At 50.6% G+C, this 26965-nt stretch carries 21 protein-coding genes; 5 read left to right on the top strand and 16 right to left on the bottom strand.

The window, feature by feature from the left end:
• Window positions 1–30 precede the first annotated feature (30 nt).
• The 4 genes from EXU85_RS08985 to EXU85_RS08970 form a co-directional block, all read right to left on the bottom strand.
• Complete coding sequence (locus tag EXU85_RS08985) at window positions 31–1761, bottom strand: RagB/SusD family nutrient uptake outer membrane protein (protein WP_142771760.1); 1731 nt, start codon at window positions 1759–1761, stop codon at window positions 31–33.
• 21 nt (window positions 1762–1782) lie between these two features.
• Complete coding sequence (locus tag EXU85_RS08980) at window positions 1783–5349, bottom strand: SusC/RagA family TonB-linked outer membrane protein (RefSeq protein ID WP_142771759.1); 3567 nt, start codon at window positions 5347–5349, stop codon at window positions 1783–1785.
• A 31-nt stretch (window positions 5350–5380) separates the two neighbouring features.
• On the bottom strand, window positions 5381–6391 hold the full coding sequence (locus tag EXU85_RS08975; RefSeq protein ID WP_142771758.1) for a FecR family protein: 1011 nt from the start codon (window positions 6389–6391) through the stop codon (window positions 5381–5383).
• A gap of 95 nt (window positions 6392–6486) precedes the next feature.
• Window positions 6487–7068, bottom strand: coding sequence for an RNA polymerase sigma factor (locus EXU85_RS08970; protein ID WP_142771757.1), 582 nt, complete (start codon window positions 7066–7068; stop codon window positions 6487–6489).
• Between the two features lie 290 nt (window positions 7069–7358).
• On the opposite strand from EXU85_RS08970, the gene EXU85_RS08965 reads away from it, so the two are divergent.
• The 3 genes from EXU85_RS08965 (at window position 7359) to EXU85_RS08955 (ending at window position 9499) form a co-directional block, all read left to right on the top strand.
• Window positions 7359–7892, top strand: a complete 534-nt coding sequence (locus tag EXU85_RS08965) for a DUF2975 domain-containing protein (protein WP_142771756.1) — start codon at window positions 7359–7361, stop codon at window positions 7890–7892.
• Window positions 7893–7895: 3 nt separating this feature from the next.
• Window positions 7896–8105 carry a helix-turn-helix transcriptional regulator gene (locus tag EXU85_RS08960; RefSeq protein WP_142771755.1) on the top strand — a complete coding sequence of 70 codons (210 nt, stop codon included), beginning with the start codon at window positions 7896–7898 and terminating at the stop codon, window positions 8103–8105.
• Window positions 8106–8296: 191 nt separating this feature from the next.
• Complete coding sequence (locus EXU85_RS08955) at window positions 8297–9499, top strand: acetylxylan esterase (protein ID WP_142771754.1); 1203 nt, start codon at window positions 8297–8299, stop codon at window positions 9497–9499.
• A gap of 171 nt (window positions 9500–9670) precedes the next feature.
• Here the strand turns inward: EXU85_RS08955 and EXU85_RS08950 are convergent, their stop codons facing one another.
• Window positions 9671–10627: an amidohydrolase gene (locus EXU85_RS08950; protein ID WP_142771753.1), complete on the bottom strand. Its 957-nt coding sequence runs from the start codon at window positions 10625–10627 to the stop codon at window positions 9671–9673.
• A 225-nt stretch (window positions 10628–10852) separates the two neighbouring features.
• On the opposite strand from EXU85_RS08950, the gene EXU85_RS36130 reads away from it, so the two are divergent.
• The gene (locus tag EXU85_RS36130; RefSeq protein ID WP_371731993.1) at window positions 10853–11005 is read left to right on the top strand and encodes a hypothetical protein; all 153 of its coding nucleotides are present in this window, start codon (window positions 10853–10855) and stop codon (window positions 11003–11005) included.
• 12 nt (window positions 11006–11017) lie between these two features.
• A complete protein-coding gene (locus tag EXU85_RS08940) occupies window positions 11018–11884 on the top strand; it encodes a hypothetical protein (protein ID WP_142771752.1) in 867 nt (288 codons plus the stop codon).
• On the opposite strand, the gene EXU85_RS08935 is transcribed toward EXU85_RS08940, so the two are convergent.
• The 11 genes from EXU85_RS08935 to EXU85_RS08885 form a co-directional block, all read right to left on the bottom strand.
• Window positions 11864–12085: a hypothetical protein gene (locus EXU85_RS08935; RefSeq protein WP_142771751.1), complete on the bottom strand. Its 222-nt coding sequence runs from the start codon at window positions 12083–12085 to the stop codon at window positions 11864–11866. The two genes, EXU85_RS08940 and EXU85_RS08935, sit on opposite strands and share 21 nt — an antisense overlap.
• A 128-nt stretch (window positions 12086–12213) precedes the next feature.
• Entirely contained in the window at window positions 12214–13323 is a 1110-nt protein-coding gene (locus EXU85_RS08930) for an endo-1,4-beta-xylanase (RefSeq protein WP_142771750.1), read from the bottom strand.
• Window positions 13324–13355: 32 nt separating this feature from the next.
• Window positions 13356–15281, bottom strand: a complete 1926-nt coding sequence (locus tag EXU85_RS08925) for an alpha/beta hydrolase-fold protein (protein ID WP_142771749.1) — start codon at window positions 15279–15281, stop codon at window positions 13356–13358.
• A gap of 162 nt (window positions 15282–15443) precedes the next feature.
• A complete protein-coding gene (locus EXU85_RS08920) occupies window positions 15444–16559 on the bottom strand; it encodes an alpha/beta hydrolase-fold protein (protein WP_142771748.1) in 1116 nt (371 codons plus the stop codon).
• A gap of 86 nt (window positions 16560–16645) precedes the next feature.
• Window positions 16646–17725, bottom strand: a complete 1080-nt coding sequence (locus EXU85_RS08915) for an esterase family protein (RefSeq protein WP_142771747.1) — start codon at window positions 17723–17725, stop codon at window positions 16646–16648.
• Between the two features lie 11 nt (window positions 17726–17736).
• On the bottom strand, window positions 17737–18900 hold the full coding sequence (locus EXU85_RS08910; RefSeq protein ID WP_142771746.1) for an esterase: 1164 nt from the start codon (window positions 18898–18900) through the stop codon (window positions 17737–17739).
• Window positions 18901–19020: 120 nt separating this feature from the next.
• Window positions 19021–21108: an alpha-L-fucosidase gene (locus EXU85_RS08905; RefSeq protein WP_142771745.1), complete on the bottom strand. Its 2088-nt coding sequence runs from the start codon at window positions 21106–21108 to the stop codon at window positions 19021–19023.
• Between the two features lie 92 nt (window positions 21109–21200).
• On the bottom strand, window positions 21201–22052 hold the full coding sequence (locus EXU85_RS08900; protein ID WP_142771744.1) for a sialate O-acetylesterase: 852 nt from the start codon (window positions 22050–22052) through the stop codon (window positions 21201–21203).
• Window positions 22053–22241: 189 nt separating this feature from the next.
• Window positions 22242–23813 carry a glycoside hydrolase 43 family protein gene (locus tag EXU85_RS08895; RefSeq protein WP_142771743.1) on the bottom strand — a complete coding sequence of 524 codons (1572 nt, stop codon included), beginning with the start codon at window positions 23811–23813 and terminating at the stop codon, window positions 22242–22244.
• A gap of 183 nt (window positions 23814–23996) precedes the next feature.
• A complete protein-coding gene (locus tag EXU85_RS08890) occupies window positions 23997–24515 on the bottom strand; it encodes a VOC family protein (protein ID WP_142771742.1) in 519 nt (172 codons plus the stop codon).
• Between the two features lie 33 nt (window positions 24516–24548).
• The gene (locus EXU85_RS08885) at window positions 24549–26831 is read right to left on the bottom strand and encodes a glycoside hydrolase family 127 protein (protein ID WP_142771741.1); all 2283 of its coding nucleotides are present in this window, start codon (window positions 26829–26831) and stop codon (window positions 24549–24551) included.
• Window positions 26832–26965 lie beyond the last annotated feature (134 nt).

Below are 26965 nucleotides of genomic sequence, written 5' to 3'. Positions count from 1 at the left end.
TTCTATACGAAAGTGGTTTTACGGAATTGATTACTCCCAGTTTGGATTCTGCGTCAGTTTGGGGTTCAGTAAACGCTCTTGGGTGGGAATGGGATACAGGTAATCACGGGCTTCGTTGAATTTCTTGTTGATGTGTCCGTTCACCACGATGTTGCCGCCTTTGTTGCCATTTTCCAGCAGTATTTCGCTACCCAATTTAAGAAACTGCGCACCCGCCACGGCTGGCTTCGTTCCCTCGTAGATAACCAGATCAATTTTACCATTTTTGTCCAGATCGTAATTTCCAGGCCCAGGAAAATACATGCCCTTGAATGTTTTGGTTAGCAGTTGGCCTTCCTTCCAGCGAATGATATCATCCCAGCGGAAGAAATTTTCCATCACCAGTTCAACGCGCCGTTCCCGCCGAATTTCCAGAATGACGCCTGTATTACTCCCACTTAACTGCGTGTACTGTTGCGCCTGGTAGGGATCGGGGTTCGCGTTGGCAGTCGTCAGATTGATGTTGGGCATACCCACCCGGTCGCGGGTAAGTTTGGTGGATCGGTCCAGGTCGGCCTGGGTTAAGGTGCCGCGTTCGGCTTTGGCTTCCGCAAAATTCAGGAGCACCTCGGCATACCGGAAAATGGGCATGTCGGTAATGTCCTTGCTGAAGGTATCCCACTTTGGAGCCGAAACGAACTTGATCAGTTGATAGCCCGTCACGGTCGCACCAAACTCTGAAGTCAACTGGGCAGTTTCACCAATTCGGGTATAGCCTGGTGTTCGGATGGTTTGCGACAACCGGGGATCGCGGTTTTGCACTTCCTCATAAAACTGCATGGTTTCGTACCCCTTGATATCCGTGAACCGCGACCCATCGGCCATTAAGTAGCTGTTCACCAACTTCTTCTCCAGACCGGGTTTTCCGTACGATGCCGTCATGGTGTAGTAGTTCAGGTTATGATAAACCTGTAATTCATCGCTGAAATCCCGCGCCAGAATGACCTCATCCGGAATGGCATTGTCGGACGAGAACAGTTTGCCGTAGGCCGTAGCTGGCGTGGCTTTGTAGATCGTATACCCACTGTTCGTCATTAGATTCTCCGATGCGGCAATGCATTCATCCAGAAATTTATCGGCTCCCGGCAGATTGAATTCGGGATGGTACTTCCGAAAGGTTCCTTCGTATAAAGCCATTCTGGACTTCAGGGCAAGGGCGGTCCATTTGGTAATGGTGTTCACCTGTCGGGAGCCATCGAGGTAGGCAATAGCATAATCGATATCCGCCATAACCGAGTCCATAACCATCGTACGGGGGTCGCGCGCTTTGGTCAGCATGTCCTGATCCGATACCTCGATCGTTTTCGAATACCAGGGCACATCACCAAACCGTTTTACCATCCCAAAGTAAAAGTAGGCGCGAAAGAAACGGGCCAACCCATTGTATTTAGCGACCGCTTTGGCATCGGGACATTTCGCTGAGTTGGCCAGAAAATAGTTGATATTTCGTAACGGAGTCCAGCTCCAGCCTCCCCCACTGGTGGGTACGACGCGCGTTCCCTGTAATTCGTCGCGAAGGCTATTCTTCACCACATTGTCTACGTCCTCATTATACACATCCTCGGCAGAAGGCAGGGCGTTGTAAAACGAATTTGTATAGAGCAGAAGGTCATTTTCAGTCTTGAAAAACGTTTCCGGCGAAATGGCATCCTGAGGTACCAGATTCAGATCGCAGGCGGCCAGACCAATGGCTACGGCCAGGAGACTTAGTATTTTTTTCATCTACTTACGGAGTAAATCAGTTTAGAACGTGATGTTCAGGCCAGCAGAAATTGTTTTCGACATAGGGTACGTTCTGCCATTGGTGGCATCACCATCCAGTTGCTCAGGGTCAATGTATTTGGAGCGAAGGGGTGTGTAGGTCAGCAGATTTTCGCCACTGACGTAAATACGGGCTCTGGGTATCCAGATTTTCTTGGTGAGACTTTCGGGAAAGGTGTAGCCGATCACCACATTTTTCAGACGCAGATACCCTACATTCTGGATGTACCGATCATTGGCGGCATTCAAATCACCTCCCCCATTCAGGGCCGTATAGCCTCTCAGGACCGGGAAATACGCATCCGTATTGGTGGGCGTCCAGACATCAGCTTCAAAATTCTCGGGTATGAACGAATAATATGGACGGGAATACGGCCCCCAGAATTTATCGGCATTGTTGCCCGGATACCAGTTCTTCCGTAAAATACCCTGCGCCAGCACCGATACATCTATTCCATTCCAGGTAGCGCCCAGATTGATGCCATACCGATAGCGGGCACGGTCGTTCCCAATCACTTTCAGGTCGCCGTGATCAGCCAGGGTGTTGGCTCCCTGATCTATTTTCCCATTGCCATCGACATCGATAAACTTAAGATCACCCGCCTGCAATTTACTCCAGTCGCCGGGAGCGCTCAGGCGTTGCTTATTGACGATAGTTTGATCGACGGTATAGGCCTGTGCTTCCTCGTTGGTTTTAAAGAAGCCCGCAATCGAATAGCCCCAGATGTCGCCAATCGTCTGGCCCTCATAGCGGCTCGACAGGATTTTATTCGGGTTATCGTATTTAGTGATGGTCGATTTAGAATCGGAGAGAATAAAGGAGGCATTGTACGCCAGGGCTTTACCTGCCACTTTAACCTGATCGCGCCAGCCGATGGAGAGTTCGAACCCTTTGGTTTGCAAATCACCGGCGTTTTTGGTGGGCACCGTAGCGCCATACACCGATGGCAGCACCTGACCCGGCACCAGCATGCCCGTTGTATTCCGGATATAGGCATCCAGGGATAAATTCAGTCGATTTTTCAACAAACCCGCATCCAGACCCAGGTTGGACGTGGTGGCTTTTTCCCAGGTAAGATCGGGCGAAATCGGGTTGGGGTTATTGACATACGTCAGCTTTTGCCCGTTGGTTATCCAGCTCGATTGAGCCGTTGGCATGATGGGGATATAGGGATAAAAGCTGGCCGAGTTGGTATTGGATGGCAACTGGTTCCCCAGCGTACCATACGAAGCCCTGATTTTCAGGTTGTCCACAACGTGTTTGAGGGGCTCGAAGAAGCTTTCTTCGCTAAGCCGCCAGCCAGCCGAAACCGATGGAAAGAAACCGTAACGCCGACCTTCACCAAAGCGGGACGTTCCGTCGTAGCGACCATTCACCTCCAGCAGATACTTGCCGACGTAGTCATAATTCAGGCGATAGAACGCGCCAAACAACGAGTACTGATACGAATCTCCGGCAGAGAGTTGTTCGCCGGTACCCAGGTTCAGATCGTTGAGACTTTCGGAGAGCAGATTTTTCCGGGCACCAAATAGGCGCTGGTGCTTCCGGGACTCGTAGTTGATCCCAGCCGTGGCCCCAACATAGTGTTTCCCAAATGTATGATTATAGGAGGAGTACAGGTTGGTTACGTTCGTGGGATCAAACCACATGGTTTTTCGGTACTGATCGGTATTATAATTAGGCACCGTGGCCAGGATGCCCGGCTGGATCGAGTATTGCGCCACGGCAGAACGGTACCAGTCATCAGCGATATAGAAGGAATAAGAGTAGTTAGCCACCAGATTCCAGTTCTTGGTAAAATCAATAGTAACCGAATTAATGGCCGTTAACTCGTGCACTTTTTTCTCCCCACCGGCTACGCCTTTCAACAGGTTCGCGTATAGACCGTCGCCAATGGAGTAATTGTTTTTCAGGGTGTTATAGGTGGCCGTGCCATCTGGATTGGTGGGGGCGTAGGCGGGCAACGCGTGCACCGTGATCCCAACGAAATTGGCATTGGCACCGCCTTCCAGACCCGGATAGGTGTATCTGGAATCGAAGTACTGGATATTGCTACCCACTTTGAGCCAGGGCGTCAGTTGCGCATTGATCTTGCTGCGCAGCGTGTAGGACGTGAATTTATCCGTATTGATTTTCATGATCCCGTCCTTTTCAAAAATCGACCCCGACAGGAAGTAATTCACCTTATCCGTTCCACCCGACAAGTTGATGTTGTGCTGTTTGGACGGCTCGGTGGTGTTGAAGAGCGTATTCCACCAGTCGTAATTGCCGTAGTAATTGTAAATGTCTTTGCCATTTACATTCTTAACCACGGTCCAGGGGCGGGCCGGATTTTCAACTTTATCGAACCGACGGGCTTCCAGTTCTTTATAATCTTCTTCCGAATACCGCGTGTAGCTATTGCCGGTAGCCCGGGTAAACGCTTCGTCATTCATCCGAACATACTCGTACCCATTGGTCAGAAATTTGGTACTGACGGTGGGAGCCGACCAGCCGAAGTTGTTGCTGTACGAGATGGTTGTTTTACCATTCTTGGCTGTTTTGGTCGTTACCAGAATCACCCCAAACGCGCCCCGTGCGCCATAGATAGCCGAAGCTGCTGCATCTTTCAGGACCGATACCGATTCCACATCGGCGGGATTGATCCGGTTGATATCGCCTGGAATCCCATCGATCAGCACCAGCGGCCCGCCCCCGTTGATGGACGTTTCGCCACGAACGTTCAGGTTTCCGCCCTGCCCTGGCTGGCCCGTACTGAACGTAATGTTCAGGTTGGGCACCATGCCCTGAAGGATCTGGGACATATTGTTCAGGGGTCGGTTTTCCAGCTCTTTGGCCAGCACCTGCGTAACCGCCCCGGTCAGGTTTACCTTCTTTTGCGTTCCGTAGCCCACCACCACGACTTCACTCAGTGAGTTATGGGTTTCTTTTAGGGCTACGTTGAGGGCTGTCTGGTTCGTCTTCACCGGCACCTCCAGCGTTTCGTACCCAATGAAGGAAAACGAAAGGGTCAGATTGTCGCCCGTGTCGGGGATGTTGAGCGAAAAACGACCGTCGGCATCGGTAGTGGTGCCTCTTGTGGTGCCTTTCACAATAATGCTCACCCCCGGCAACGGCTGGTTACTCGCGAAATCGTTGACCACGCCCGACAACAGTCGCCGGGGTTGTTCAAACACTACGGGTACGTTGATTCGGAAAACGGGCACAGACAACAGGCTCGTTTGGGCATTGACCTTTTTCAGGATAATCTGCCCGTTTACAACCTCCCAGGCCACATCCAGCGAGGTAAATAACCGCTGGAGCACACTGGCCAGGCGTTCGTTGCGTGCGCTGATGGAGATGCGTTTATCGGCCCCAATTACGCGAGGGCTGTACACAAATCGCACATCGACAGCCTTCTCGAGTTGCTGTAATACAGTCCGTACCGTCTCCCCGTCTACGGTAATGGAAACGGACCGGTTCATCAGGTCCTGCGCCGAAATGGGCACAGCCTGGACTAGACTACCGCTCAGCAGGATGCTGAACACTAGCGAAAGTAAACGTTTCATACAGGGTAATTGATTGAGTAGTTCTCGGTTTTTAAGGACAGCCCCGACTGCTGACTTGGATACGGGTACCGTTAATTTGATAGGTAGCCCCAATGGATAAGCAAATCATATCCAGTTGGGCCGATAGGGGTTGATTAGCCAGATTGGCCGTTAGCGTGCAATTGACGAGTGCCTGCTCGTCGAAGGAGATATGTATGCCATACACATCGTCCAACTCCCGAAACACCCTGGCAACGGGCGTATCGTCGAATACAAAATGCGTTTTAATAGCCGCTGGCCGTAGTACGACGGGATGGTCGGCCAGTGATTTCACAAGGCGGCTGTCAGCGCGAAAAAATGTCGCCTTCTCATTGGGTTTCAGCACCAGATCGGACTCATTTTCCTGTTTATCCGTTTGTCGGTAAACGGCCACTCGCCCCGTTCGAACCACTACCTCGGCGGTGGGCTTACCGGCATCGGCCACAATGGTAAAACTTGTTCCCAGCACCTTCGTAACTAGTCCATTGGCATAGACCAGAAACGGACGCTCCGGATTTTTAGTGACCTCAAAAAATGCCTCCCCCATCAACTGAACCTCCCGCCGATTGCCGATAAACCTCGGAGGGTACTGTACACGACTGCCTGGTTTGAGTGTAACGGTACTACCATCGGATAGCGCTACCCGAAGTGGTTGGCTGGACTCATTTGTTTTGCTCACCAACTCCCGTTTGCCTGTCTGCGCAGTCAGGCGACCGGAATCCGCTTCCCGCGCCAGATTCATCAGAAAGTACCAGCCTAATCCAATCCCCAATACAACAACAGCCGCAGCAGCCAGGCGATAAACGACGGTGGGCATCGGCCTCATGGTATTCGACGGACTGATTTGTCCGGCTACCTGTTGCCAGTGGCGTTCGATAAACGTCTGCTTATCGGAAGCCGCTCGGGTCAATTCAGGTTCAGCATCCAGCGCGTCGTACCAGGCGTCAACCTGCGCCCGTTCGCTGGCGGATGCGTCGCCGTTTTGGTATTTGGTCAATAAGGCCCGGAGTTGTAATGGGTCCATGGAATCAGTTGGCAGCAGCCCTGTTGTTGAACCGCCTTCAGTAAGAGAGACGATCAAGTCGAAAAATTCCCTAAGCCCCCAATGTTATCCTTTTGTTAACGACCCAGCACAAGGGTCAGCACAACGGCCGTAGCGTAATCGTGCAGGTGAGCCCGCAGGAAGGTAAGGGACCGGGACAGGTGGTATTCAATGGCTTTTTCGGAGAGGCCCAGCCGGAGGGCTATTTCGCGAATGGGTAGTTGTTCGAAGCGATTCAAGATAAACACTTCGCGCGTTTTGTCGGGCAACTGTAACAACGCCTGATTGAGCGATTCGGTGAGTTCAGTAAACTGAACCGTATTGGCCGTATCGAGGGTACCAATGGGCGCGGTATAGAGGAAGTGGCTGGCATACTGTTCGCCGTGTAATTGGGTGCGAACGTGGTCAATAATCAGGTGTTTGAGAGACGTGGTGAGATAGGCCTTCAGGTTACTGACCAGCAGTGTTTTGCGCTTTTGCCAGAGCCGGAGAAACAATTCCTGGGCAACATCGGCGGCCAGGTCTTCATCGCGGAGTTTGCGATTTGCCATTGCAAAAAAGTCGTACCAATGGCGTTTGTACAGCGTTTGGAATGCCTCCTCGTTGTCATAACGAAGCAGGGCTACTAGTTCGTCGTCACTCAGCGCTTGCTCAGACATAGCCACAAAATTGGCATGGGTGGCGCACTAAACAGCCAAACGTACATTAAGCTTTTGTGAATTATCGCAGGCTTGCACCGGCCTTATTTCTGTTTTTTCAGCAGGTCCCTTGCAACCAATCATCCTACTCGTTCGCGTCTGCCATCCGAGATGAGGCAACCCACGCTGTCATATGTTTCAATCCTAGCAGCAGCTGCTCTAAGTAAGGGCAACTCATTATTTTTTTATTTTTATCGTTTATCAATAAATAATTATCTATATTTGATCAAAAATTAGCCAAAATCAATAAAATGAAACTCAAACCAACAAACACAAGTCAGATCCTGAGTGTGATGCAAATCATTACCTGGATAGCCTATATTGGGCTTTGTATAAAAACGGGTGCCATTCTGATTTCCTTTGGTGTAAGCTTTGTAAATCCCGAGGCCGCCAAAAACCTTTACAAGGGACTAGATCTGGACAGCCTCCGACAATTAAACTTCGGCTACTATGTCTGCCTTGTCTCCTTCATGGTTGCGATTTTGATGATGAAAGCACACGTCTTTTATCTGGTAACCAGGATCTTATCAAAGATAACCCTGGCGAACCCCTTCAAAATAGAAGTAGCGAATATCCTCGAAAAGGTCAGCTATGTCTTATTCGGAACCTGGATTGTCGGCCTGTTGAGCAATGCCTACACCTCTTGGTTACTAAAACGAACCGGCGAGATTTTTGACAGCGGGGCCACTGACAACTTCTTATTTATGGCTGGCCTGGTGTTCATTATCTCGCAAGTCTTTAAACGTGGTGTGGAAATTCAATCAGAAAATGAATTAACTGTATAACTCATGCCGATTACTGTAAACCTGGACGTGATGATGGCCAAGCGTAAAATGTCATTGAATGAATTATCAGAAAAAGTAGACATCACCCTGGCCAATCTTTCGGTACTCAAAACCGGGAAAGCCAAAGCCATACGATTCACGACCCTCGAGGTCATTTGTAAAGCATTGGACTGCCAGCCAGGTGATTTGCTGGAGTATGTGAACGAGCCCTGAGGTCAAGTCACATTACCGATACGACTTATTGGGATGGCCAGGGATTAAATCGTTACCTCTCCTGCAATCAAGGCGTTCATCTGAATCAGACCTGATTCAAATTGGCGTTGAGATCGTACATTTGAGTACCTGTCAATACTCCCTCGCAGGATATAACTAAGCGTAAGTCATTTTTTCAGTAAACCCTTCTCATGCTATACGTACGACGTTTTGTCCTGTTCTTCCTCTTTTTGGGTGCTCTACTCAAGCTACAGGCCCAACATACGGGGGAGGCAAATTATGATGAATCAAAAGTCCCGGCTTATACCTTACCGGACGTTTTAAAAACAACCGCTAATCTGGACGTTCGTACGAAGACAACATGGGAACAGGTAAGACGTCCCGAAATCATTAAACTGTTTGAAGAAAATGTATACGGCCAGATGCCCAAAGCCGTTGACCGCCTTACCTACTCGGTAACCCGTGAAACTGCCAGCGCCATGGCTGGCAAAGCAACGCTGAAAGAAGTATTGATTGAGGTGGTTCATAACCAGAAACTGGTAAAAATAAACCTTGTTCTTTTTGTGCCGACTAAGTTAAAGGTACCAGCGCCGGTTTTCCTGCTGATTAACAACCGGGGGAAAGAAAATACGGACCCCACCCGAGCCCATAAAAGCGATTTCTGGCCAGCCGAAATGGCAATCGACAGTGGATATGCCATTGCGGCTTTTCATGTTAGCGATCTGGCTCCTGATGATACGGCCAGGTATGTAAATGGCATGCTTCAGCTTTACCCCGAGCAAGTAACCGCTACTAACGGCATGCGGGCCATTGGCGCCTGGGCCTGGGGAGCTAGCCGGGTACTGGATTATTTTGAAAAAGACCCAGCTATTGACGCCAGAAAGGTGGCTATTGTTGGCCATTCCCGTGGTGGGAAAGCATCCCTGTGGGCAGCTGCCGAGGACCAACGGTTTGCCATGTGTTTTTCTAATTGTTCGGGGAATACCGGGGCGGCCTTATCCCGCAGGCGATTTGGCGAAACGATCAGCCGAATCAATACCGTTTTTCCGCACTGGTTTGCCAAAAATTACAAAAAATTCAATAACAACGAAGATTCATTACCCGTAGATCAGCATATGCTGCTTGCCGCAATTGCCCCAAGACCGCTGTATGTGACCAATGCATCGAAGGATCTGTGGGCTGACCCCAGAGGAACCTATTTATCGTTGAAAACTGCCAGCCGTGTGTATACGTTATACGGAATTGACGCCAATCTACCCGCTAATCCGCCAGGTATAAACCAACCCATTAGTAACGCGTCGTTAGGCTATCATATTCGGGAAGGGGAGCATAACTTAACGGCCTACGATTGGAACAATTTCATAAAGTTTGCCACCGTTCATTTCAACAAGTAAGTAAATGAACGGTGGATAATGAATAATCAACAATGACATGCCATTGACTATCAACCCATTAACCATCCATTATTCATTATTCATTATCCATTATCCATTATTCATTATTCATTATCCATTTAAATAAGTCCCAGTACTTAAGAAGCTGATTTGGTTAGCTGATCACTAGGGCTACCCAGGCTGTGACGGAACGCGCTTCCGCCAGTGATACGCAGCAACTGAATTCTTCCAGAAGTACTTTTCGGCCACGGGTCTACCTTTTGCCGTGACGTATTCACGCACTAAGCTCAGCCCTACGTCAACAGGTAACCACTGATCGCTGTTCGGCCAGTCGCTCCCGTACAGCACCCGATCTTCACCGAAGATGCCAAAGATCTCATCCAGTCGTGCCCGGTAGAAGCTGAGTGTCTGCGGAATTTTTCCGTCCACTCGACGCAGCACTTCCGAGACCTTCACATAAACCTGAGGCCGCTTACCCAATTCCTGTAAATGGGCTTCGTAAGCCTTAAGGGCCACAGCCTCTGCCGGCGTTGCCATTTGGGGAAGATGATCAATAACTACCCGCAGCGCTGGTACTTGATCCGTGACCCGCACGATGGCCGCCAGTAGAGCAGGATTCGGATTCGCCGTATCCAACACAAGGCCTGCCTGGGCTAAAAATCCAAGATCCGCTACAACCTTAGGATTCGACAGTTGGCCAGGCAAATCCCGATCCCAAAGGTTACCGTACCGGATACCGCGAAACAAAGGATTACGCTGGAAGCGTCCGAGCTGTTGGCGGAAATCCGGCTTACCCGGCTCCAGATTACCCACGGTTCCAACGATGATCCTGTCCCTGGCAGCTACATCAAGTACCCACTGATTGTCTTCAAGCCAGGGGCTGGCTTCCACGGCAATTGAACCCACAATTCCGAGGGGCGCTGCTATCTTTCGATAGCGGTCTGGAAGGGCGGGCTGGTATAGAAGGCGGTCTTTGGGGGTCGGCCAGGGCACACCTTGTGGGCGAGTCGTGTCGAACAGGTGAATGTGGGTGTCAATAATTGGGATTGGGGTATCTTCTCCCCACTGCAACAAGGGGAGCCCAGCGGAAGCACTGGTGGTCAGGGCAAGAAAATCTCTACGATTCATTGGCAGCAAACTAGTAGTTCCAGAGAAACTTGGGGTAACCTGTTAGTAAAATTAATCCAGCCCTTTTCCTACTTAAAAAGGTCTACTGCCTGTAACTAACCATCCCATTCCCGAATGGCTTCACTTGATTAGACCATTGATCTTCACAACTATTAAAAATTAAGTTTACTTCGTTTCGGATTCGCTACTTTGGCCTATTTTTTTGACGAAAGCCCACTTACTGCCATGGACACCCCCGTGAAGTTGCTCGTCGTAGAGGACAACCTGATTATTGCGGCTAACATCGCCCTGCAACTCAGCGAACTTGGCTATGAGGTGACCAGATTTTTGTGCGGCACCGCGAAAAGATCATCAAAATTTTCATCGCCGATCTTCTGAGTTGTTTTAGGTATGCTTAACCGAATCGCTAAATTTTCTGACGATCTTCTTCAATTCGTACTCTTCAGCAATATGTACATTGCGGTTTGTGCGGTCATCATGTGCCAGACCACGGCTTATCTGTTCCGATTTACGTTACCTGTGTATTTCCTTTCGTTCATATTTATGGGAACGCTGGGTAGTTACTCACTACATTGGTATTTAACTGATTCGTCAGGAGATTATTCCAACCGGGGTCGCTGGAATCAACATCACAAGACAACGTTACTGCTCCTGTTTATCTGTACTTCAGGATTAGGTCTTTGGCTATTAAATTATTTACGACCTTTTTTACTTGATTTATTACCTGTTGTCTTCCTGACGTTTTTGTACACCGCGCCCAAAATTGACTGGAGAATCTTTAACATCCTGCGTCGCATTGCCGTCTTAAAATCTGTTTATCTTGCCCTGGTGTGGACCTATGTTACAGCGGCCATCCCATTGATAGTTGCAAAACCTTTTGAATTACCAGGTTGGGTATTTATTGGGATCTGGCTCCTGAATCGGTTTTTGTTTATTTATAGCATTGCCCTCTGGTTCGATTATCGAGACCGGGCCATTGATCGGCAATCCAAATGGTTAACAATGGCGTCGATGCTGCCTGAAAATCAGATTCGTTGGTTTTTCTACAGTATCATCGTCTGCTTTGGGCTAACGGTTGTCAGTTTATACGAACAAGGTCTTCATACCTGGACTATTATTTGCCTGAGTGTCCCAATGATTCTGTTGGGTCTAACGGCCCAGCGTATGGCAACTCAGCCATCAGATTATATCTATTATATTTATTTCGATGGCTTACTCATGTTGTCAGGCGTTCTGTTAACGTGCTTTCCTTCCTAATCGACAGTAGATGAGAAAATTAACCTGGAACGGATTCACCAGAAAGGGTTTCCTATTCTCATCTAGTATCTGCCCCCGAACCAGCTCAGCGACGCTTTTCCTATCGGCACTTAACCGGGCAACGTGGGGCAGATACGCGACCTCTTCTTTTTGATTCAATGCGCCTTCCGGATTGTAATAATTGCCGTTCCAGCGTTGCAATTGACCACCCCATATACCCCCAAAATAGAGCTGTGTATATTTATTGCAGGATTAACTGTGTCTTCCTGGTTTTGTATTAATGCAGTTGGAAAGATCATCAACATTTACAAACAGATCTCCCAGAATCCTTATTTCTTCAGGGCAATCACCTTCTCAAAAGCGGGTTTAGGTTGGCTGTTCCGGTCGAATAGCAGTGGGTAGCTGGTTCGGCCGCGGATAGGCCAGTTGTTCAACCAGCTATTGCCATCGTTTACACCCCAGAACGTTACACGGGTGACTTTGTCTTTATGCTTGAGGAACAACTTAAACAGAGCTTCGTAATCAGCAGCCAGCTGGGTTTGAACACTGTCGGGTAAGGCATCAGGGTACGGGTTCGACTGGGCGTTAGCGGTCATGCGCTGGCCGACGTCGGCGCCCTGAAAATTGCGGGGCAGTACTTCGATGTCCAGTTCGGTAAACATGACCTTCACCCCCAGAGCCGAATACTGAAGGATGCTCTCTTCAATGTCTTTCAGAGGTATTTTGCCAACGTGCCAGTGTCCCTGAATGCCTACGCCGTCGATACGTACCCCGGCGGCTTTGATCTTTTTCACAAGTTCGATACAGCCCGCCCGCTTGGCCGGTTGTTCGTTGTTGTAATCGTTATAGTACAGCTCCGTTTTAGGGGCAGCCTGCTGGGCCAGCCGGAACGCTTCTGTGACGAAATCATCGCCAAGGTATTGCAGGAAAACGGATTTTCGCATGGTCCCATCTTCGTTCAGCGCTTCATTGACAACATCCCATGAAAGCACTTTCCCGTCGTAGCGACCAGCGACCGTTTTAATGTGATTCGTAAAAAACGTCCGGATGGAGTCGGCACTATGAATACCCCGGATGAACGACGGCAACTGACTGTGCCAGACCAATGTATGCCCGTTGATTTTGATGTTGTGCTTCTGGCCGAAGGCAACCAGTTTATCGGACATCTCGAAATTGTAGGTGTCCCAGCCGGGATGAATCAGTGCCGACTTCATGATATTCTCCGGCGTAGCCCTATTGAACTGACGCACAATGAAGGCTGTCATCTGAGGGTCCCGCTCATCGATCTGTGCGTTATTCAGTGCGGTTCCAATGCCAAAGTCTTTTTTAAAGGTATCTTTCAGCGAAGGAATCGGTTGGGCGAACGCCGTATTGGGCAGGTTGAGCGTATGTAAAAGTGCAATCGTGCTGATGGCGATGGCCTGTTTTTTCAGTAGCATATGCGGTAACGATTTTTAGTTGAGTCTTTCTTTTACCTGAACAGCACCTGCGCATACTGGAACAAATCGTGTCGCCAGACCGGCCACGTATGGCCTCCGGCGTACTCGCTGTATTGGTATTTGACACCCAGTTCATCAAACTTCTTCATCATCACCTGGCAATTCTGGTAGGCGATATCTTCCTTCCCTCCCATCGAAATCCACAACGGTTTTAGATTTGAGTTGATGGTAGCGGCATTCGCTTTCATAAAGTCATACTGTGGATCAGATAGTTTTGCGTTATTGGCGAACCAGCCCGAGCTGAACACGCCCAATGACGAAAACAGGTCGTTGTTTTTGATACCGGCATACAACGTCTGTAATCCACCCATCGACAGGCCCGCCAATGCCCGGCTCTTGGCGTCGGCTTCGACCCGGAAATTGCTTTCGACAAAGGGAATCGCGCCCTGTTTCAGTTCGTTTTCAAATGACTTCAATACGTTTTCGTTGAAACCGGCCAGACCACCGGCATTGCCCACGTTGCCGTCGAGCATGGCAATGATCATCGGTTTGGCTTTGTTGTCGGCGATCAGGTTATCCAGAATCATATCCGTTTTACCCTGCGTGGCCCAACCGCGCTGATCTTCGCCACCGCCGTGCAGCAGATACAATACCGGGTATTTTTCGGTCGACTTGTCGTAACCCGGTGGCGTATACACGTACATTTCGCGCCAGCTGTTGGTGGCTTTGGAGAGGTAGCGTTTGATGCGAATGTCGCCGTGGGGTACGTCCTTCATGGCGTAAAAACTGCCGTCTTTGTCTGGAATTTCGATGCCACTGGCCATACGTCCCATGCCATAGAAGGCTTCACTGGCCGGATCGGCAATGGCTACTCCGTCGATCAGCAGCGAGTAATAATGAAAACCCCGGCTGATGGAATCGGTGGTGGCCGTCCAGAAACCACTCGTGTCTTTCACCATGTCGTATTTCTTACCCAAATCGACCTGTACTTTCTGGGCGTCGGGCGCTTTGACGCGGAAAACCACGCGGTTGTCAGGCAGAATTTGCGGGTATTTGGCGTTGCGGGCGTTGGTGGCTGCGGGCGTTCCCAGAACGCTGTACTTAGTCAACGAGGCTACATCGACCGGCTTGAACAAAAACTGTGAGAACATGTACAGGCCATTTTTCCAAACCTTGAAATCGTGGACGCCCGGCTCGATGTAATACACATGCGGTACTCCATTCTGGTAGAGATAATCATGCGTACGTTTGCTGAAGCTGATAAGTCCGTCCTGATCTCCGCAGGAAATCCAGAGCAGTTTCAACTGTTTTTTAGCGGCTTCGGGGTTTGGTACCAGTTCCTCAGGCCGCTTGGTGTTGGGAGCCGACGAGAAGCCGCCCACCCAGGCGAATTTGTCCAGATTACCCAATCCGAAATTCAACGATTGCCCCCCTCCCATCGACAGCCCGGCAATAGCGCGGTGCTCACGGTCGGTCAGGGTGGGGTATTTTTTCTCGATGAACGGTATGAGGTCCGTTAACAGGTCTTTTTCAAAAGTGGCAAAGGCTTCGACCTTGTCTTTGTCGAAGATATTACCTACCGCCCGGTCGTCTTTCATGGCGCGGCCGTTGGGCATTACTACGATCATGGGTTGGAGTTTGTTCTCGGCATATAGATTATCCAGAACCACTTGAGGTTTGCCACCGTTCAGCCATTCTTTTTCATCGCCCCCGATGCCGTGCAGGAGATACAGCACCGGGTATTTTTTCTTTTTATTGAAGCCCGGCGGTGTGTACACTAACGCTTTTCGGGTGGTACCAACGGTTTTTGAGGCATACTGAACCGAATCCAGTTTGCCCATGGCGATACCCGAGCGTACCTGATCGAAGCCTTTGGGCGCTTCTTTCTCGATTTTTTGGGCGTAACTGCCGAAGCTCAACAGGCTGATGGCGGCCACTACAAATACGAATCGTTTCATTCGTGTCTATCGTTTTTCGTTAATACCAATTAATTTTTGAGTTTTTTGTCATCCCGAGGAACGAGGGATCTTCGGTAGCAGGAGGTGTTATCAGCCTCACCCGAAGATCCCTCGTTCCTCGGGATGACAAAAAACCTTCCTATTTAAGAGTAGACAAATTGCTTACTTAAACAGCAACGGGGCAAGCTCGTGTAGACTCCGACGCCAGGTTTGAAATTCGTGCCCCGTTTTCTCTGAAACGTACGAGACGGCATTGTACCCGGCTCCTTTCAGGTCAGTCACCGCTTTGGTTACGCCATCTGGTTTTTCTTTGCTCCCGCAGCTAATGAATACAAGCTTCGGTTTCACCTTGCCGTTGATGTCGTCTGGCGTGTATAGACCACCGCTGAGCAGGCCATAGTACCCAAACACATCCGGCTTATTGAGGGTAATCATTTTGGTTTCCATGCCCCCCATCGACAGACCCGCCATAGCCCGATTATCCCGATTGGCAAGGCTGCGGAAATTAGCATCCACGTACGGAATCAGTTCATCGACGAGAACCGTCTGGAATGGGTCGATCTTGAATTCTCTGATCTTCCCAAATTTCACTTCATTGGTCATACCATAAGTCATCACGATAATGAACGGCTTGATTTTACCGTCGGCGATCAGGTTGTCCATAATCAGGTTCGCGTGCCCCTGATTGCTCCAGGCCGTTTCGTCTTCGCCCCAACCGTGTTGCAGATACAGCACTGGGTATTTTTTCGATTTGTCTTTTTCGTAGCCCGGTGGCGTGTACACAAACGCCCGGCGGGATGTACCGGTGCTTTTAGAAGGGAACAGAATCTGCTGCACATTCCCATGCGGGACGTCTTTCAGGGCATAAAAATCCTGATCATGAGCCGGTATCTCAATGCCGCTTTCCCAGCGCACGGACCCATAGTAATTCAGGGCACCCGGATCGTTAAATTTCCCGCCGTCGATCTTAACGTTATAATAATGAAAGCCTTCGTCCATCGGGCCTTCCGTCGTGCCAGTCCAGAAGCCGTCGGCCCCTTTGGTTAGGATGGTTCCTCCCCGGCCGCCCAGCCCCAGGCTCACCCGGACACTATCGGCTTTGGGGGCCAGTATCCGGAACCGGGCGTAACCCTGCGAATTTACCTGCGGGTACTCCTGCCCCGGCTGGTTGAGCGAGGACGGTTTGAAATCTTCCGCGATGGCCGACGCCATTTGCGAATAACTACTTGCGCTGATTAACGTGGCTCCCACGAATGCAGCTAGTGTTTTGAAAGTCATTGGGTTTAGGGGGTTGATTGTGATTGGTTTTGATCTTGTTCTTGTCAGCGCGTTTTTGTCATTCCGATGAACGACAAAAAAAATCATCACCTAAAAAGCTGCGGCAACGTGTTGGCGAGGTACAGCTTGCAGTTCATCCAGGTATGCCCACCCGGTACGATGAGTGGTTTGACGTTGATTTTCTTCTCGTTGAACATCGCTATATTCTGCTTCACCGGCTCATACAAAAAGTCTTCCGTACCGACGCTGATCGTAAACAGTTTCAGCTGTTTGTTCATCTGTTCGGCATTGGGCGACCAGTTCGAAAAATTCGCTTTGAATTCGTCGGTGGCTGTATAGGGCGCATACGAGCACACGTAAGCAAACGTAGAGGGGTTGGTCAGGCCGATGTTGAGCGTCTGGCCACCCCCCACCGAAAAGCCCGCCACCGCCCGGCCTGTGCTCTCCTTGATGACGGGGTAGTTAGCTTCTACAAACGGAACAATGTCGTTAATCATGTCTTTGGTAAAGTCGGGCATGGGGGCCGGACGAACGTTGCCGTAAGGCATCACGATGAGCATGGGTTTAGCTTTGCCCTGCGCAATCAGGTTATCCGCAATCAGGTTAGCGCGACCTACTTTCGTCCAGGTTTCTTCGGTGTCGGAGCCGCCGTGAATCAGATACAGCACCGGGTAATTGGTTTTGCTGTTTGCGTTGAAACCAGGCGGGGTGTACACCAGCAACTGACGGGTGGTGCCCAACGTACCGGACTTATAATAGCGGTAGCTGATCTTGCCGTGGGGTACGTTCTGCAAGGAATGCACCAGGGGCTGATCGCCGGGTATGTCCACGATGCTACGCTTAAACCGCTCGTTGGCGAATATGTAGGTGTTGCTGGGATCGGCCAGTTGAACGCTATCCACGGTAAAGCTATACGGGTAAATGTCCGGCTTCACTGGCGGCACCGTCACGCTCCAGATGCCTGAGGTATCTTTGGTCATGGCAACGGGCGCTTTCAAAAACTCGCCGGAAACCATCACCTTTTTCGCGTTTCGGGAGAAATACCGGAACGTAATGCTGTGGTCGGGGTGCACATCGGGCGAACTAATGGCTGGTGGTCGTTGCTGGGCTAAGACTGAAACGCCACAAGAAAAAACAGCCAGAAGAATATATAAAATGCGTTTCATGGGTGCAGGAATTAGGGTTGGAAGAGTAGTGGCGTGGTGGCAGCAACGTACGTTTTCACATTCATCCAGGTATGGCCGCCGTCGGTGATCAGGCTTTTGTAGTTTACCTTTTTCGCCTTCAGGTAGTCCATAAACTCCACGGTGCCTTTGTACAGAAAGTCGTCGCTACCGACGCTCACCCACAGCAGTTTGAGTTGCTTATTGGTCTGGTCGGGTTTGGCCACGATCTGGCTGAAGTTACCATCCATTTCCTGGGGCGATAAGTACGAACTGTAGGCACACACCCAGGCAAACTTGTCCATATTGCTAAAGGCTGTCCGTAGCGTTTGCCCACCCCCACGCGAAAATCCACCAATGGCCCGATTCTCGCGATTGGGAATAGCCCGGTAGGTTGCCTCGACGTACGGAATGACGTTACTCACCAGATCCGTCGCAAAATCGTTGGCGCGTTTCACCGCATCGGCTCCGTCGCGAACGGTTGGGTCGGCGGGTTTTGAGCCTCCTTTTTGCTCGGCTACTCGGGCCGCTATGTTGCCATAGGGCATGACAATGATCATGGGGTTCACTTTGCCTTCGGCTAGCAGATTATCCAGGATCAGGTTGGTTTTGCCGACTTTAAAAAAGGTCTCTTCGGTATCGGTTGTGCCACTGATGAGGTAGTAGACCGGGTATTTCTGTTTTGACTTCTGGTCATAACCCGGTGGCGTATACACGACCAGCGAACCCGTTGTCCCTTCCATCGACGGGTAATATTCGTAGTTGATGGAACCGTGGGGCACATCGCGCATGGCATGGATCAGGGGCTGATCGCCGGGCACGTCGACGAGGCTTGCCTTGAACCGCTCGTTGGGAAAGAACGCTACGTTGGCAGGGTCCATCACCGATATGCCATCCACCCGAAAGTTGTAGGGGTAAATGTCGGGCTTGACAGGGCCAACCGTCACGCTCCAGATGCCCTGCGCATCTTTGGCCATGGGCACGGGGCCTTTCTCAAACTGCGCACTTAGTTCTACCGATTTGGCCTGCGGAGCCTGATAGCGGAATGTAACGGTCTTGTCGGCGTTCACCTGGGGCGATACTACCAGCGGCCCACGGGGCGGCTGGGCCAGCGCCATGTTGTACAGGCAGATTATGGCCCAGGTAAGCCAAAATCGACGGATTTGTTGTTGGTTCATCGTTTATCAAGGTTTAGGATTATTGGCTTTTTTGACAGGATTAACAGGATTGACAGGATTTTTTCGGGCAAGCGCAAAAGACAAATCCTGTCAATCCTGTTAATCCTGTCAAAAAATCTTTTACTGAGTGATAATGTCGATCTCCGCATAGCCCGGTACCGAGCCATCCTGCGTAGTTTTCAGGGCACGTAATTTGATGTATCGGGCTTTGGTGGGTTCAAAGGTTTTGATTTGCCAAACTGGGCTGTTCTTGATGTTCGAAAACTCACCTTCACTGACCCGTTTCCAGTTGGTATTATCGGCGGATACCTCAAATTGGTAGTGGGTGATGATGCTGGCCTCTTCCCACCAGTTTTGAGCAGGCAAATACCGGAAACCCGTCAGATTTTCTTCTTTACCCAGATCAATGAGTAAGTCGGCAGGCATCGGTTGGCCCTTGCTTTGGTGCCATGAGGTCGCCGGATTTCCATCTAAAACCTGATAGGCCGATTTGGCGTCTGTACTTACGATTTTCCAGTTCGTGCGGGCTATGTCAAACTTTTCTTCGCTGGCGATGCTGCTTTGTTTCGTGAACGGATTATAAGCAATCGCCTTTAGGTCAACTTTACCGTTGCTGGTTTTTACGGGAGCTGTGTATTTGGTAGCGGTTGCGGTGGGCGAGCTTCCGTCGAGGGTATAATACAACTCCGATTCGGTATCACCGGGTTTGAGGTGAATAGCCCCGGCCTGGTCGCGGGTGATGACGGGGGGCGTTAGAATCAGTGGGGCTTTATAGACTTCGAGGTTTGAAATTAAGGGGCAGCCTTTGGCGTCCAGAATCGTCAGGCGCAGTTGCGTGGCGTCAACGGTCGGAAATCGAAGAATGCGTTTATAGCCGATGGTCGTTTCTTTGGCAATTTCTTTCCAGCTACCATCGACCAAAGCTTCTACAGTAAACGATTTGACCCGTTGCCCCAGGCGGATGGGCTCCTGCACCAGAAACCGATTAAAAGCGGTGGGTTTGGCAAATTTCAGCGTCAACGATGCATTACGAACGGCATCATCTGTAGCCCAATAGCTTTCTTTGTCGGCATCAATGGCTTTGCTGGCGTCGTAGGCCGAGCTTTTCCCCCTTGTCTGCGAGGCCGTAACACTAGCATTCTTAGCCACATTCAAGGCAAAAGCTTCTTTTGTCGCTTTGGCAAATGCCTGCACGGCTTTTTCGTCTTTTTCATGAATCAGGCCGTTGGGCATGATCGGAAAATTGAGCAGTAACGTCGCGTTTCGACCGATGGAATTGTAATAAATGTCCATCAATTGGGGTAACGTTTTTACCTTTCTATCTTCGCGCTCGTGGTAAAACCACTCAGGTCGAATGGAGGTGTTTACTTCGCCCGGTACCCAGGCATTGCCGTTTTCTACGCCGTGGCGCAATTGTTCTTCGGGCACATCGCCGGTTGCATTCAACAGACTCCAGTTGGTTTCGCCCACATATCCGGCTTCAGTTCCCACCCAGCGCAGGTCAGCCCGGTCCCCACCGTCGTTCCAGATGACGATCTTGGGCTGGAGCTTCCGCACGAGTTTGTACGTGTTCGGCCAGTCGTAATACGTTTTCGAATCAATTTTACGGGTTTCGTTAGCCCCGCCATAATAACCTGACCCGCCGTTGGCCCCATCGAACCAGACTTCAAAAATGTCGCCGTAGTTGGTCAGCAGTTCTGTCAACTGATTGCGGAAATAGGTAATGTATTCGGGTTTTCCGTAGTCGGCATGGTTCCGATCCCAGGGCGAGAGATACACGCCGAACTTCAACCCATATTCTTTGCAGGCATCGGCCAGTTCCCGCACAATATCGGCTTTTCCATTGCGCCAAGGAATATTTTTCACGGAGTAGTCGGTGTATTTCGACGGCCAGAGGCAGAATCCACTGTGGTGTTTGGCGGTAAAAATGATGCCTTTCATACCAGCCTCTTTACAGATCCGCGCCCATTGTCGGCAATCCAGTTTAGTGGGGTTAAACAGCTTCGGGTCTTCGTTACCCAGGCCCCAGGCCATATCTGTATAGGTGTTGATCGAAAAATGGATGAAGGCATAGTATTCCATTTTCTGCCAGCGCAACTGGTTTTCGCTGGGCAGCGGGCCAACGGGTTGAGGAGATGTTGGCTGCGCAAATCCGGCAAGACCTGTCAGCAAACAAAGCGCTAGCGGAATGAAAAACGATTTAAGCATGATTAGCAGTAGGTAAGAGTTACCAGATCAATTGGACGAAGGATAAAGCATGCCGAGGCAGGTTGGCGATTTGCGCCAGGGTAGTAATCGTTTTAGTTGGACGCGGTCGGTTTATAGCCCAGCAACGACAGCATTTGCGTGGCGTATCGTTTGCCTAACTCCCGATAACCGGCGGCATTAAAGTGCAGGTTATCGGCCGAATCGGTACAGCCCGCCGATGAAATTACGTGGGCATTTTTGATAGTTTGCGGCAACGTGGCAATGATCTTGTTCATACTCGCACAAACGCCACCCTGATCCGCGTTGACCGTTTCGCCCGCCAGCAACGGCACTTTTCTGGGTTTCAGGTCCAGGTCGTTCATCAGGTTATCGTACACCACCTTCACCTTTTTCGTCCAGAGTGTATCGTTGGTGTTCGACTCGCCCTGATGAAGCAAAATGCCTTTTATGACGCCGTCTTTCTGCGCCAGCCTGGCCATCTCGACCAGTCGGGCGTATGGATTTCCGTCGTATTCTTTGATGAAATTTTTCATCCAGCCCGGCACCGTCGTGATGTATGCTTCGTAATGGTCTTTGTCAAACAGCTCGATTTTGCAGCCACCTACGGCCACGTTAATCACACCCACCCGGACCTTTTCGGGGAGATTAGCCACCAGTTCGCGGCCAAAATAATCAGCGGGGGTAAGCCCGGTTTTGCAGCGGCACAAGGGCGGCACAGCGGTGTACCAACTCCCTTTTGTTCGGTTGATAGCTGGGCAGTCCACGGCTTCCATTACCTGAAACCGAGGGTTCACGTTGACGGTGTCCTGCGGTTCGATTTTGGCATTCCCCTCCATGTTGGATTGCCCGAAACAGAGGAAGATGTAAAAGTTTTTGTCCTGAGCGTATCCGCTAAAGCCGATACAGACAAAAAGTAGTAGTAAACAGATTCGATTCATAGTCATTTGGTAACGTATAGTACATTCAAGCGCCGTTTTTGTCATGCTGACGAAGGAAGCATCTTCGGTAATTTAAAAAGAGTCTCATCCGAAGATGCTTCCTTCGTCAGCATGACAAAAACGGCGCATCTTCAATAATCCACTACTAATCAAAATTTTATACTGAAAGACAACTCTCTATCCTATTCACTGCCTTCATTGTTTCGCTACGATTGTATCTATGATTCGGAAGTAATCAAAATCAGCGTAGCCACCTGTTTCTTTGGTGGCGTAGGTGAACAATCCAAAGCGATAGCCCATAAAATGCGGGATAGTGTACGGCATCTTTAGCGGTTCGCCAATGGCGGCCCAGGCTTTACCGTCGAGGCTGTAGAAGAAATGAGCGGTGTCTTTGCGGTCGCGGAAATCGCATTCCGCTTTCAGGTATACCGTTTTCTGGCCCAGCGGAACGCGCTGTACCTCAACCGGTTTCCCCGAACTGGCACTCACCATGACAATCGATTTCGTTCCGTTATCGACCTTCACGCCCACCAGTCCGTAATTCTTTTGTAACAGACTCAGTCCCGCAAAATCGCCTTCTTTCAGATTCGAGACATCGAGCATGGTCGACCCCGAACATTCGGGACCGATGGTGCGCTGGGTAAGGGTGTTGCGGGCCATCACGAATGAGGTGTCCGTGCGGCCGGTTTTCAGGCGCAGGTAACCTTTCCGTTCCGACACCGACCAGAGGCTGTTGTCGGGGTTGTGGTTCCACTGCCATACGAGTGGTAGAGCGGGCTCACCTTTTTTACGGGCAAACTCATCGGCGTTTACAATGCCGGGAATCAGTCCTTTGCTGGCGGGCAGGTTGAGCGTTTGGGGCACTTTGCCGTTGTCGCCCAGCACAGGCCAGCCATCCTCCCAGCGTACCGGCACCAGATACGGAATCCGGCCCACCCCGCCGAAGTCGCGGAACAGGTACGAATACCATTTTCCATCGGGCGTATCGATCAGCCCGCCCTGTGCGACCCCTAAATCCTGGAGCCCTATTTTGCCTTCCCAAGGGCCGGTGATTTTGTCGGCACGGTGAATGACCACCGTCCGCATACCGCCTTTGGGCCAGGTGATGTTGAAGAGATAATACTTACCGTTGACCTTGAACAGTTGCGATCCTTCGGCAGGCAGGCCACCGCCCGTTCCCGATGGGGTACTGGCGTTTTCAATAATAACCTGCTCGGTGGTGCCGGGTTTTACACCTGACGCATCGGCTGCAAGCTCGACCAGTTTGAGCTTTCCTGCTCCATAAATGAGGTAAACCCGCCCGTCGTCATCAAAAAACAGGCTATGGTCGTGGTACGACGGCGAAAACGAAGTGGCTTTCCAGGGGCCTTTTTCAATATTCTTCGTCGTGTAGATATACGTTTTCCCCGTTGTCTGGGCGAAGGTGGTCACATAATAGGTGCCATTGTGGTAGCGCAGACTGCTGGCCCATGACCCACGACCGTAGGTGCTTTTGCCATTGGTCAGGTTCAGCGCATCTACACTCGCCAGCGTATCGTAGGCGTAGCCGACCATCTGCCAGTTCACCAGGTCGTTCGATTTCATGATCGGCAGGCCCGGACTCAGGTGCATGGTCGTGCTGCTCATATAGTAGGTATTGCCTACGCGGATCATGGCCATGTCGGGTACGTCGGCAAAAAGAATGGGGTTATGGGCGGTTTGTGCTATCGCTGAGAATTGAATCAGCAGAAGCACAAGCAAACCATATCGGGAAAGCATGGTTTTCATGTAATCACCTTATTATAAAAGTTTTACGCTATTCTACGAAGGCATTATCGTGACCTTTTTTTGTCATCCCGACGAAGGAGGGATCTTCGGGTGCTAGAATGTATTGCTATTCCCGAAGATCCCTCCTTCGTCGGGATGACAAAAGCGGGATGACAAAAACACCCGATAACAAGACAAAACGGTTTATTCCAGCGGACCAATCAGTTCAATAAAATTTCCATCAGGATCCTGCACAAAAACGAACTGCGCCTTGTCGTTCAGGGGTGTGGGCGTACTACCCAAAAACTTCACCTTCATCTGCGTTAGCCGGTCAATAATAGGTTGTAGCGCTTTCACCTGAATGGTGATGTACTGCATGCCCGTATCATCCTGAATGTATGTTGGCTTCGGATGTGACGCCTTCTTGCCGAAGCTCATCAGTTTCCAGTCGGTGGCTTCGGGGCTGTTTTCGAGTTTCAGGATGGTTACGTTTGTGGCTACACCATTGGTCAGGCCGGAGCGTTTCCCGAACTCTTCGTTGATCGTGAAGCTGCCCGTTTTAACCATGCCGATGCCATTCACGTAAAAGTCAAGCGAGCGTTCGATGTCGGCGACTACCACCCCCACGCCAATGGTTTTACTGGTAAAATTAGACTGTGCCAGAGCGCTCAGTACACAGCAAAACACCAATAGTGTTGTTGTGACACATTTAGGGGTAATCATTGTTCTTCTGTTCCGGCTAAAGTGAATCATACGTTACTGCGTTACAAGTCTAATTTGATTAAAGCGAGGAGTAGTCGTTCCATTTATAGCCGTGATTTTCAGTGAAATCACATCCTGACTATCAGCTTTGAGCCGGATCGTTTTCCCCTCTGACAAAAGAATATCGGCTGGTTTGTCATTGATCAGGAAGTTCAAATTGTCCAGCTTGATAGTGTCTAAAGCACGGATGTCAACGTACTTACCCATCTGGTTTTTGTTCTGTAGCTGGTATGTGACAAACGAACGGGTACGTCGCCAGAACTGCTCGTCGTCGTAGCCGGAATCGCTCTTGTCGCCTTTGTACTGGTGGTCAACTTCGGGCTGCTGTTCGCCACAATTTACCTTATCAACCGTGTTGGCGTCGAGAGCCAGAGCCTCGGCTTCCTGCTGTTTCAACCGGGCTTTCTGCTCGTCGAAGGCTGCTTTGGTAAACGTTGGAAAATACATCTGGTAACGCGCATCATGTACCTCGTAAAACGGCTGTAGTGTCAGCGAGTCCAGCTTGAAGCGGAGCCTGTTTGCGGGCTTGAGCTGTGTCAGGTACGTGGCAGGGTTGCCCACGAGTGCATAAGCGTTGGTGAGTGGATACAGTTTGCCTTTTGTTTCGTGCCCCATCCGGCTGTCGTCGGCAAAGAGCCCGGTCAGGTCGTTTGTCGATGTTTTGGCGGCCAGCACAATGGGGCCGTTCACAAAGGCCGCCCAGTTCGAGCCGTCGGGCAAATACTCCAGCCGCGTCGAGGTGTTGAAGCGTACCGTCACTTTATCGCCCGACTTCCATTTCCGGCGAACGGCCACGTAGCTCGCCGGTTTTGCATCCACCGATTGAACCTTGCCATTCACCAGAACGGTGAAGTTTTCGGCCCATTTAGGATAGCGGATGTGTACAGAAAATTCCTGTGGTTTTGTTGTCTCTATGAGTAATTCAGACTGATTTTGGTACGGAAATTCCGTGCGCTGGGTGAGTTTTACACTTTTGTCCGTCCAGTTCACCGTCGATGGAATGAACAGGTTGACGAACAGATCGTTGGCTGTGTGACTATAGATCAATTCGCCGTATTTGGTGTGGTTTTCGATCCCCGACCCCACGCAGCACCACATGCTGGTTTCGGGCTGCGAATACACCCGGTAGTGGTTAGGCCGAATGGGCGTGAAATACACGAAACCGCCTTTTTCGGGATGCTGGCTCGACAGAATGTGGTTATAGAGCGTCCGTTCGTAGAAATCCAGATAGCTCACATCGTTTTTGTCCAGAAACAGGGCTTTGCTCAGGCGAAGCATATTGAATGAGTTGCAGGTCTCCGGCCCCTGATTCGAGCGTAGCACCTGGCTGAAATCCGTAGTTGGGTTGAAATGCTCCCGCACGCTGTTGCCACCGAATGCCACACTACGCGTCTGCGACACGTTTTGCCAGAAATACCGGGCCGCTTCCGACCAGTCGGCCTTACCCGTGAGCGTGGCGATTTTCTCAAACCCAATTACCTTCGGAATCTGCGTATTGGCGTGCAGACCCGTCAGTTTATCCTGTTTTTCCAGCAGCGGTTCCAGAATGGCCCGGTGCGAAATCCGCTGCGCCGTTTCGAGGTACTTTTTGTCGTTGGTCAGAATGTACAGATCGGCAAAGGTTTCGTTGATACCGCCATGTTCGGTGCGTAGTACCTGCTGAATCTGCTCGTCGGACAGAGGTTTTATTAGTTCCACAAACCAATCGCCCAGGCCAATCAGCACTTGTCTGGCCTGCTGATTTCCGGCGTATTCATAGGCATCGCGCAGGCCCGCAAACAGCTTGTGAATGTTGTACAGTGGCACCCAGGTGTTGTTCAGTCCGAAACTGCTGCCGTCGATATCGCCTTTGTGAATCCGCTCCCAGAACACCTTCCCCTGCGGAATGCCGCCCACGTACCCATTGCCATTTTTAGCCTGGCACTGCGCCAATTGGTCGACCATGTAGTCGAGTCGTTTTTTCAGTTCGGCATCCCCAGTCGAAGCATACATCATGGCCAGAGCCGACAGGTAATGACCGCCGATATGGCCATCCAGCCCCGAGCTTTCCCAGTTGCCGTAGCGAGGAGCTTTTACCGGTAGTCCAGCATCGATCAGGTACGGAGCCAGGAGTTTATCCGGGTTCAGGGCCAGAATATACTTCAGGTCAATATCCTGGGCATTCTTGAAGGGGCCGCCCGTCAGCTTTACCTCCTGCAACGTAAACGGCTGCATCTGCGAAAACGATGAGAGGCTGAGCAGGAGGAAGAGGGTGATATGGAGTAGAGTCGTTTTCAAAGGGTAATGTTGTTTTTATTGAGTTTTTGTCATCCCGAGGAACGAGGGATCTTCGGATGAGGCTGAAAAACTTCCTGCTACCGAAGATCCCTCGTTCCTCGGGATGACAAAACAAGAGACTTGGATGACAAAAG

The organism is Spirosoma sp. KCTC 42546, from assembly GCF_006965485.1.
Taxonomy (GTDB): Bacteria; Bacteroidota; Bacteroidia; order Cytophagales; family Spirosomataceae; genus Spirosoma.
This window is presented reverse-complemented; position numbering and strand designations above follow the sequence as displayed.

Bases quoted from the DNA above. Each gene is read 5' to 3' on its own strand.
- EXU85_RS08915 (WP_142771747.1), bottom strand. From the start codon at position 17,725: ATGAAACGCATTTTATATATTCTTCTGGCTGTTTTTTCTTGTGGCGTT.
- EXU85_RS08925 (WP_142771749.1), bottom strand. From the start codon at position 15,281: ATGAAACGATTCGTATTTGTAGTGGCCGCCATCAGCCTGTTGAGCTTC.
- EXU85_RS08905 (WP_142771745.1), bottom strand. From the start codon at position 21,108: ATGCTTAAATCGTTTTTCATTCCGCTAGCGCTTTGTTTGCTGACAGGT.
- EXU85_RS08980 (WP_142771759.1), bottom strand. From the start codon at position 5,349: ATGAAACGTTTACTTTCGCTAGTGTTCAGCATCCTGCTGAGCGGTAGT.
- EXU85_RS08985 (WP_142771760.1), bottom strand. From the start codon at position 1,761: ATGAAAAAAATACTAAGTCTCCTGGCCGTAGCCATTGGTCTGGCCGCC.
- EXU85_RS08900 (WP_142771744.1), bottom strand. From the start codon at position 22,052: ATGACTATGAATCGAATCTGTTTACTACTACTTTTTGTCTGTATCGGC.
- EXU85_RS08965 (WP_142771756.1), top strand. From the start codon at position 7,359: ATGAAACTCAAACCAACAAACACAAGTCAGATCCTGAGTGTGATGCAA.
- EXU85_RS08920 (WP_142771748.1), bottom strand. From the start codon at position 16,559: ATGACTTTCAAAACACTAGCTGCATTCGTGGGAGCCACGTTAATCAGC.
- EXU85_RS08950 (WP_142771753.1), bottom strand. From the start codon at position 10,627: ATGAATCGTAGAGATTTTCTTGCCCTGACCACCAGTGCTTCCGCTGGG.
- EXU85_RS08955 (WP_142771754.1), top strand. From the start codon at position 8,297: ATGCTATACGTACGACGTTTTGTCCTGTTCTTCCTCTTTTTGGGTGCT.
- EXU85_RS08895 (WP_142771743.1), bottom strand. From the start codon at position 23,813: ATGAAAACCATGCTTTCCCGATATGGTTTGCTTGTGCTTCTGCTGATT.
- EXU85_RS08940 (WP_142771752.1), top strand. From the start codon at position 11,018: ATGCTTAACCGAATCGCTAAATTTTCTGACGATCTTCTTCAATTCGTA.
- EXU85_RS36130 (WP_371731993.1), top strand. From the start codon at position 10,853: ATGGACACCCCCGTGAAGTTGCTCGTCGTAGAGGACAACCTGATTATT.
- EXU85_RS08890 (WP_142771742.1), bottom strand. From the start codon at position 24,515: ATGATTACCCCTAAATGTGTCACAACAACACTATTGGTGTTTTGCTGT.
- EXU85_RS08910 (WP_142771746.1), bottom strand. From the start codon at position 18,900: ATGAACCAACAACAAATCCGTCGATTTTGGCTTACCTGGGCCATAATC.
- EXU85_RS08970 (WP_142771757.1), bottom strand. From the start codon at position 7,068: ATGTCTGAGCAAGCGCTGAGTGACGACGAACTAGTAGCCCTGCTTCGT.
- EXU85_RS08930 (WP_142771750.1), bottom strand. From the start codon at position 13,323: ATGCTACTGAAAAAACAGGCCATCGCCATCAGCACGATTGCACTTTTA.
- EXU85_RS08960 (WP_142771755.1), top strand. From the start codon at position 7,896: ATGCCGATTACTGTAAACCTGGACGTGATGATGGCCAAGCGTAAAATG.
- EXU85_RS08975 (WP_142771758.1), bottom strand. From the start codon at position 6,391: ATGGACCCATTACAACTCCGGGCCTTATTGACCAAATACCAAAACGGC.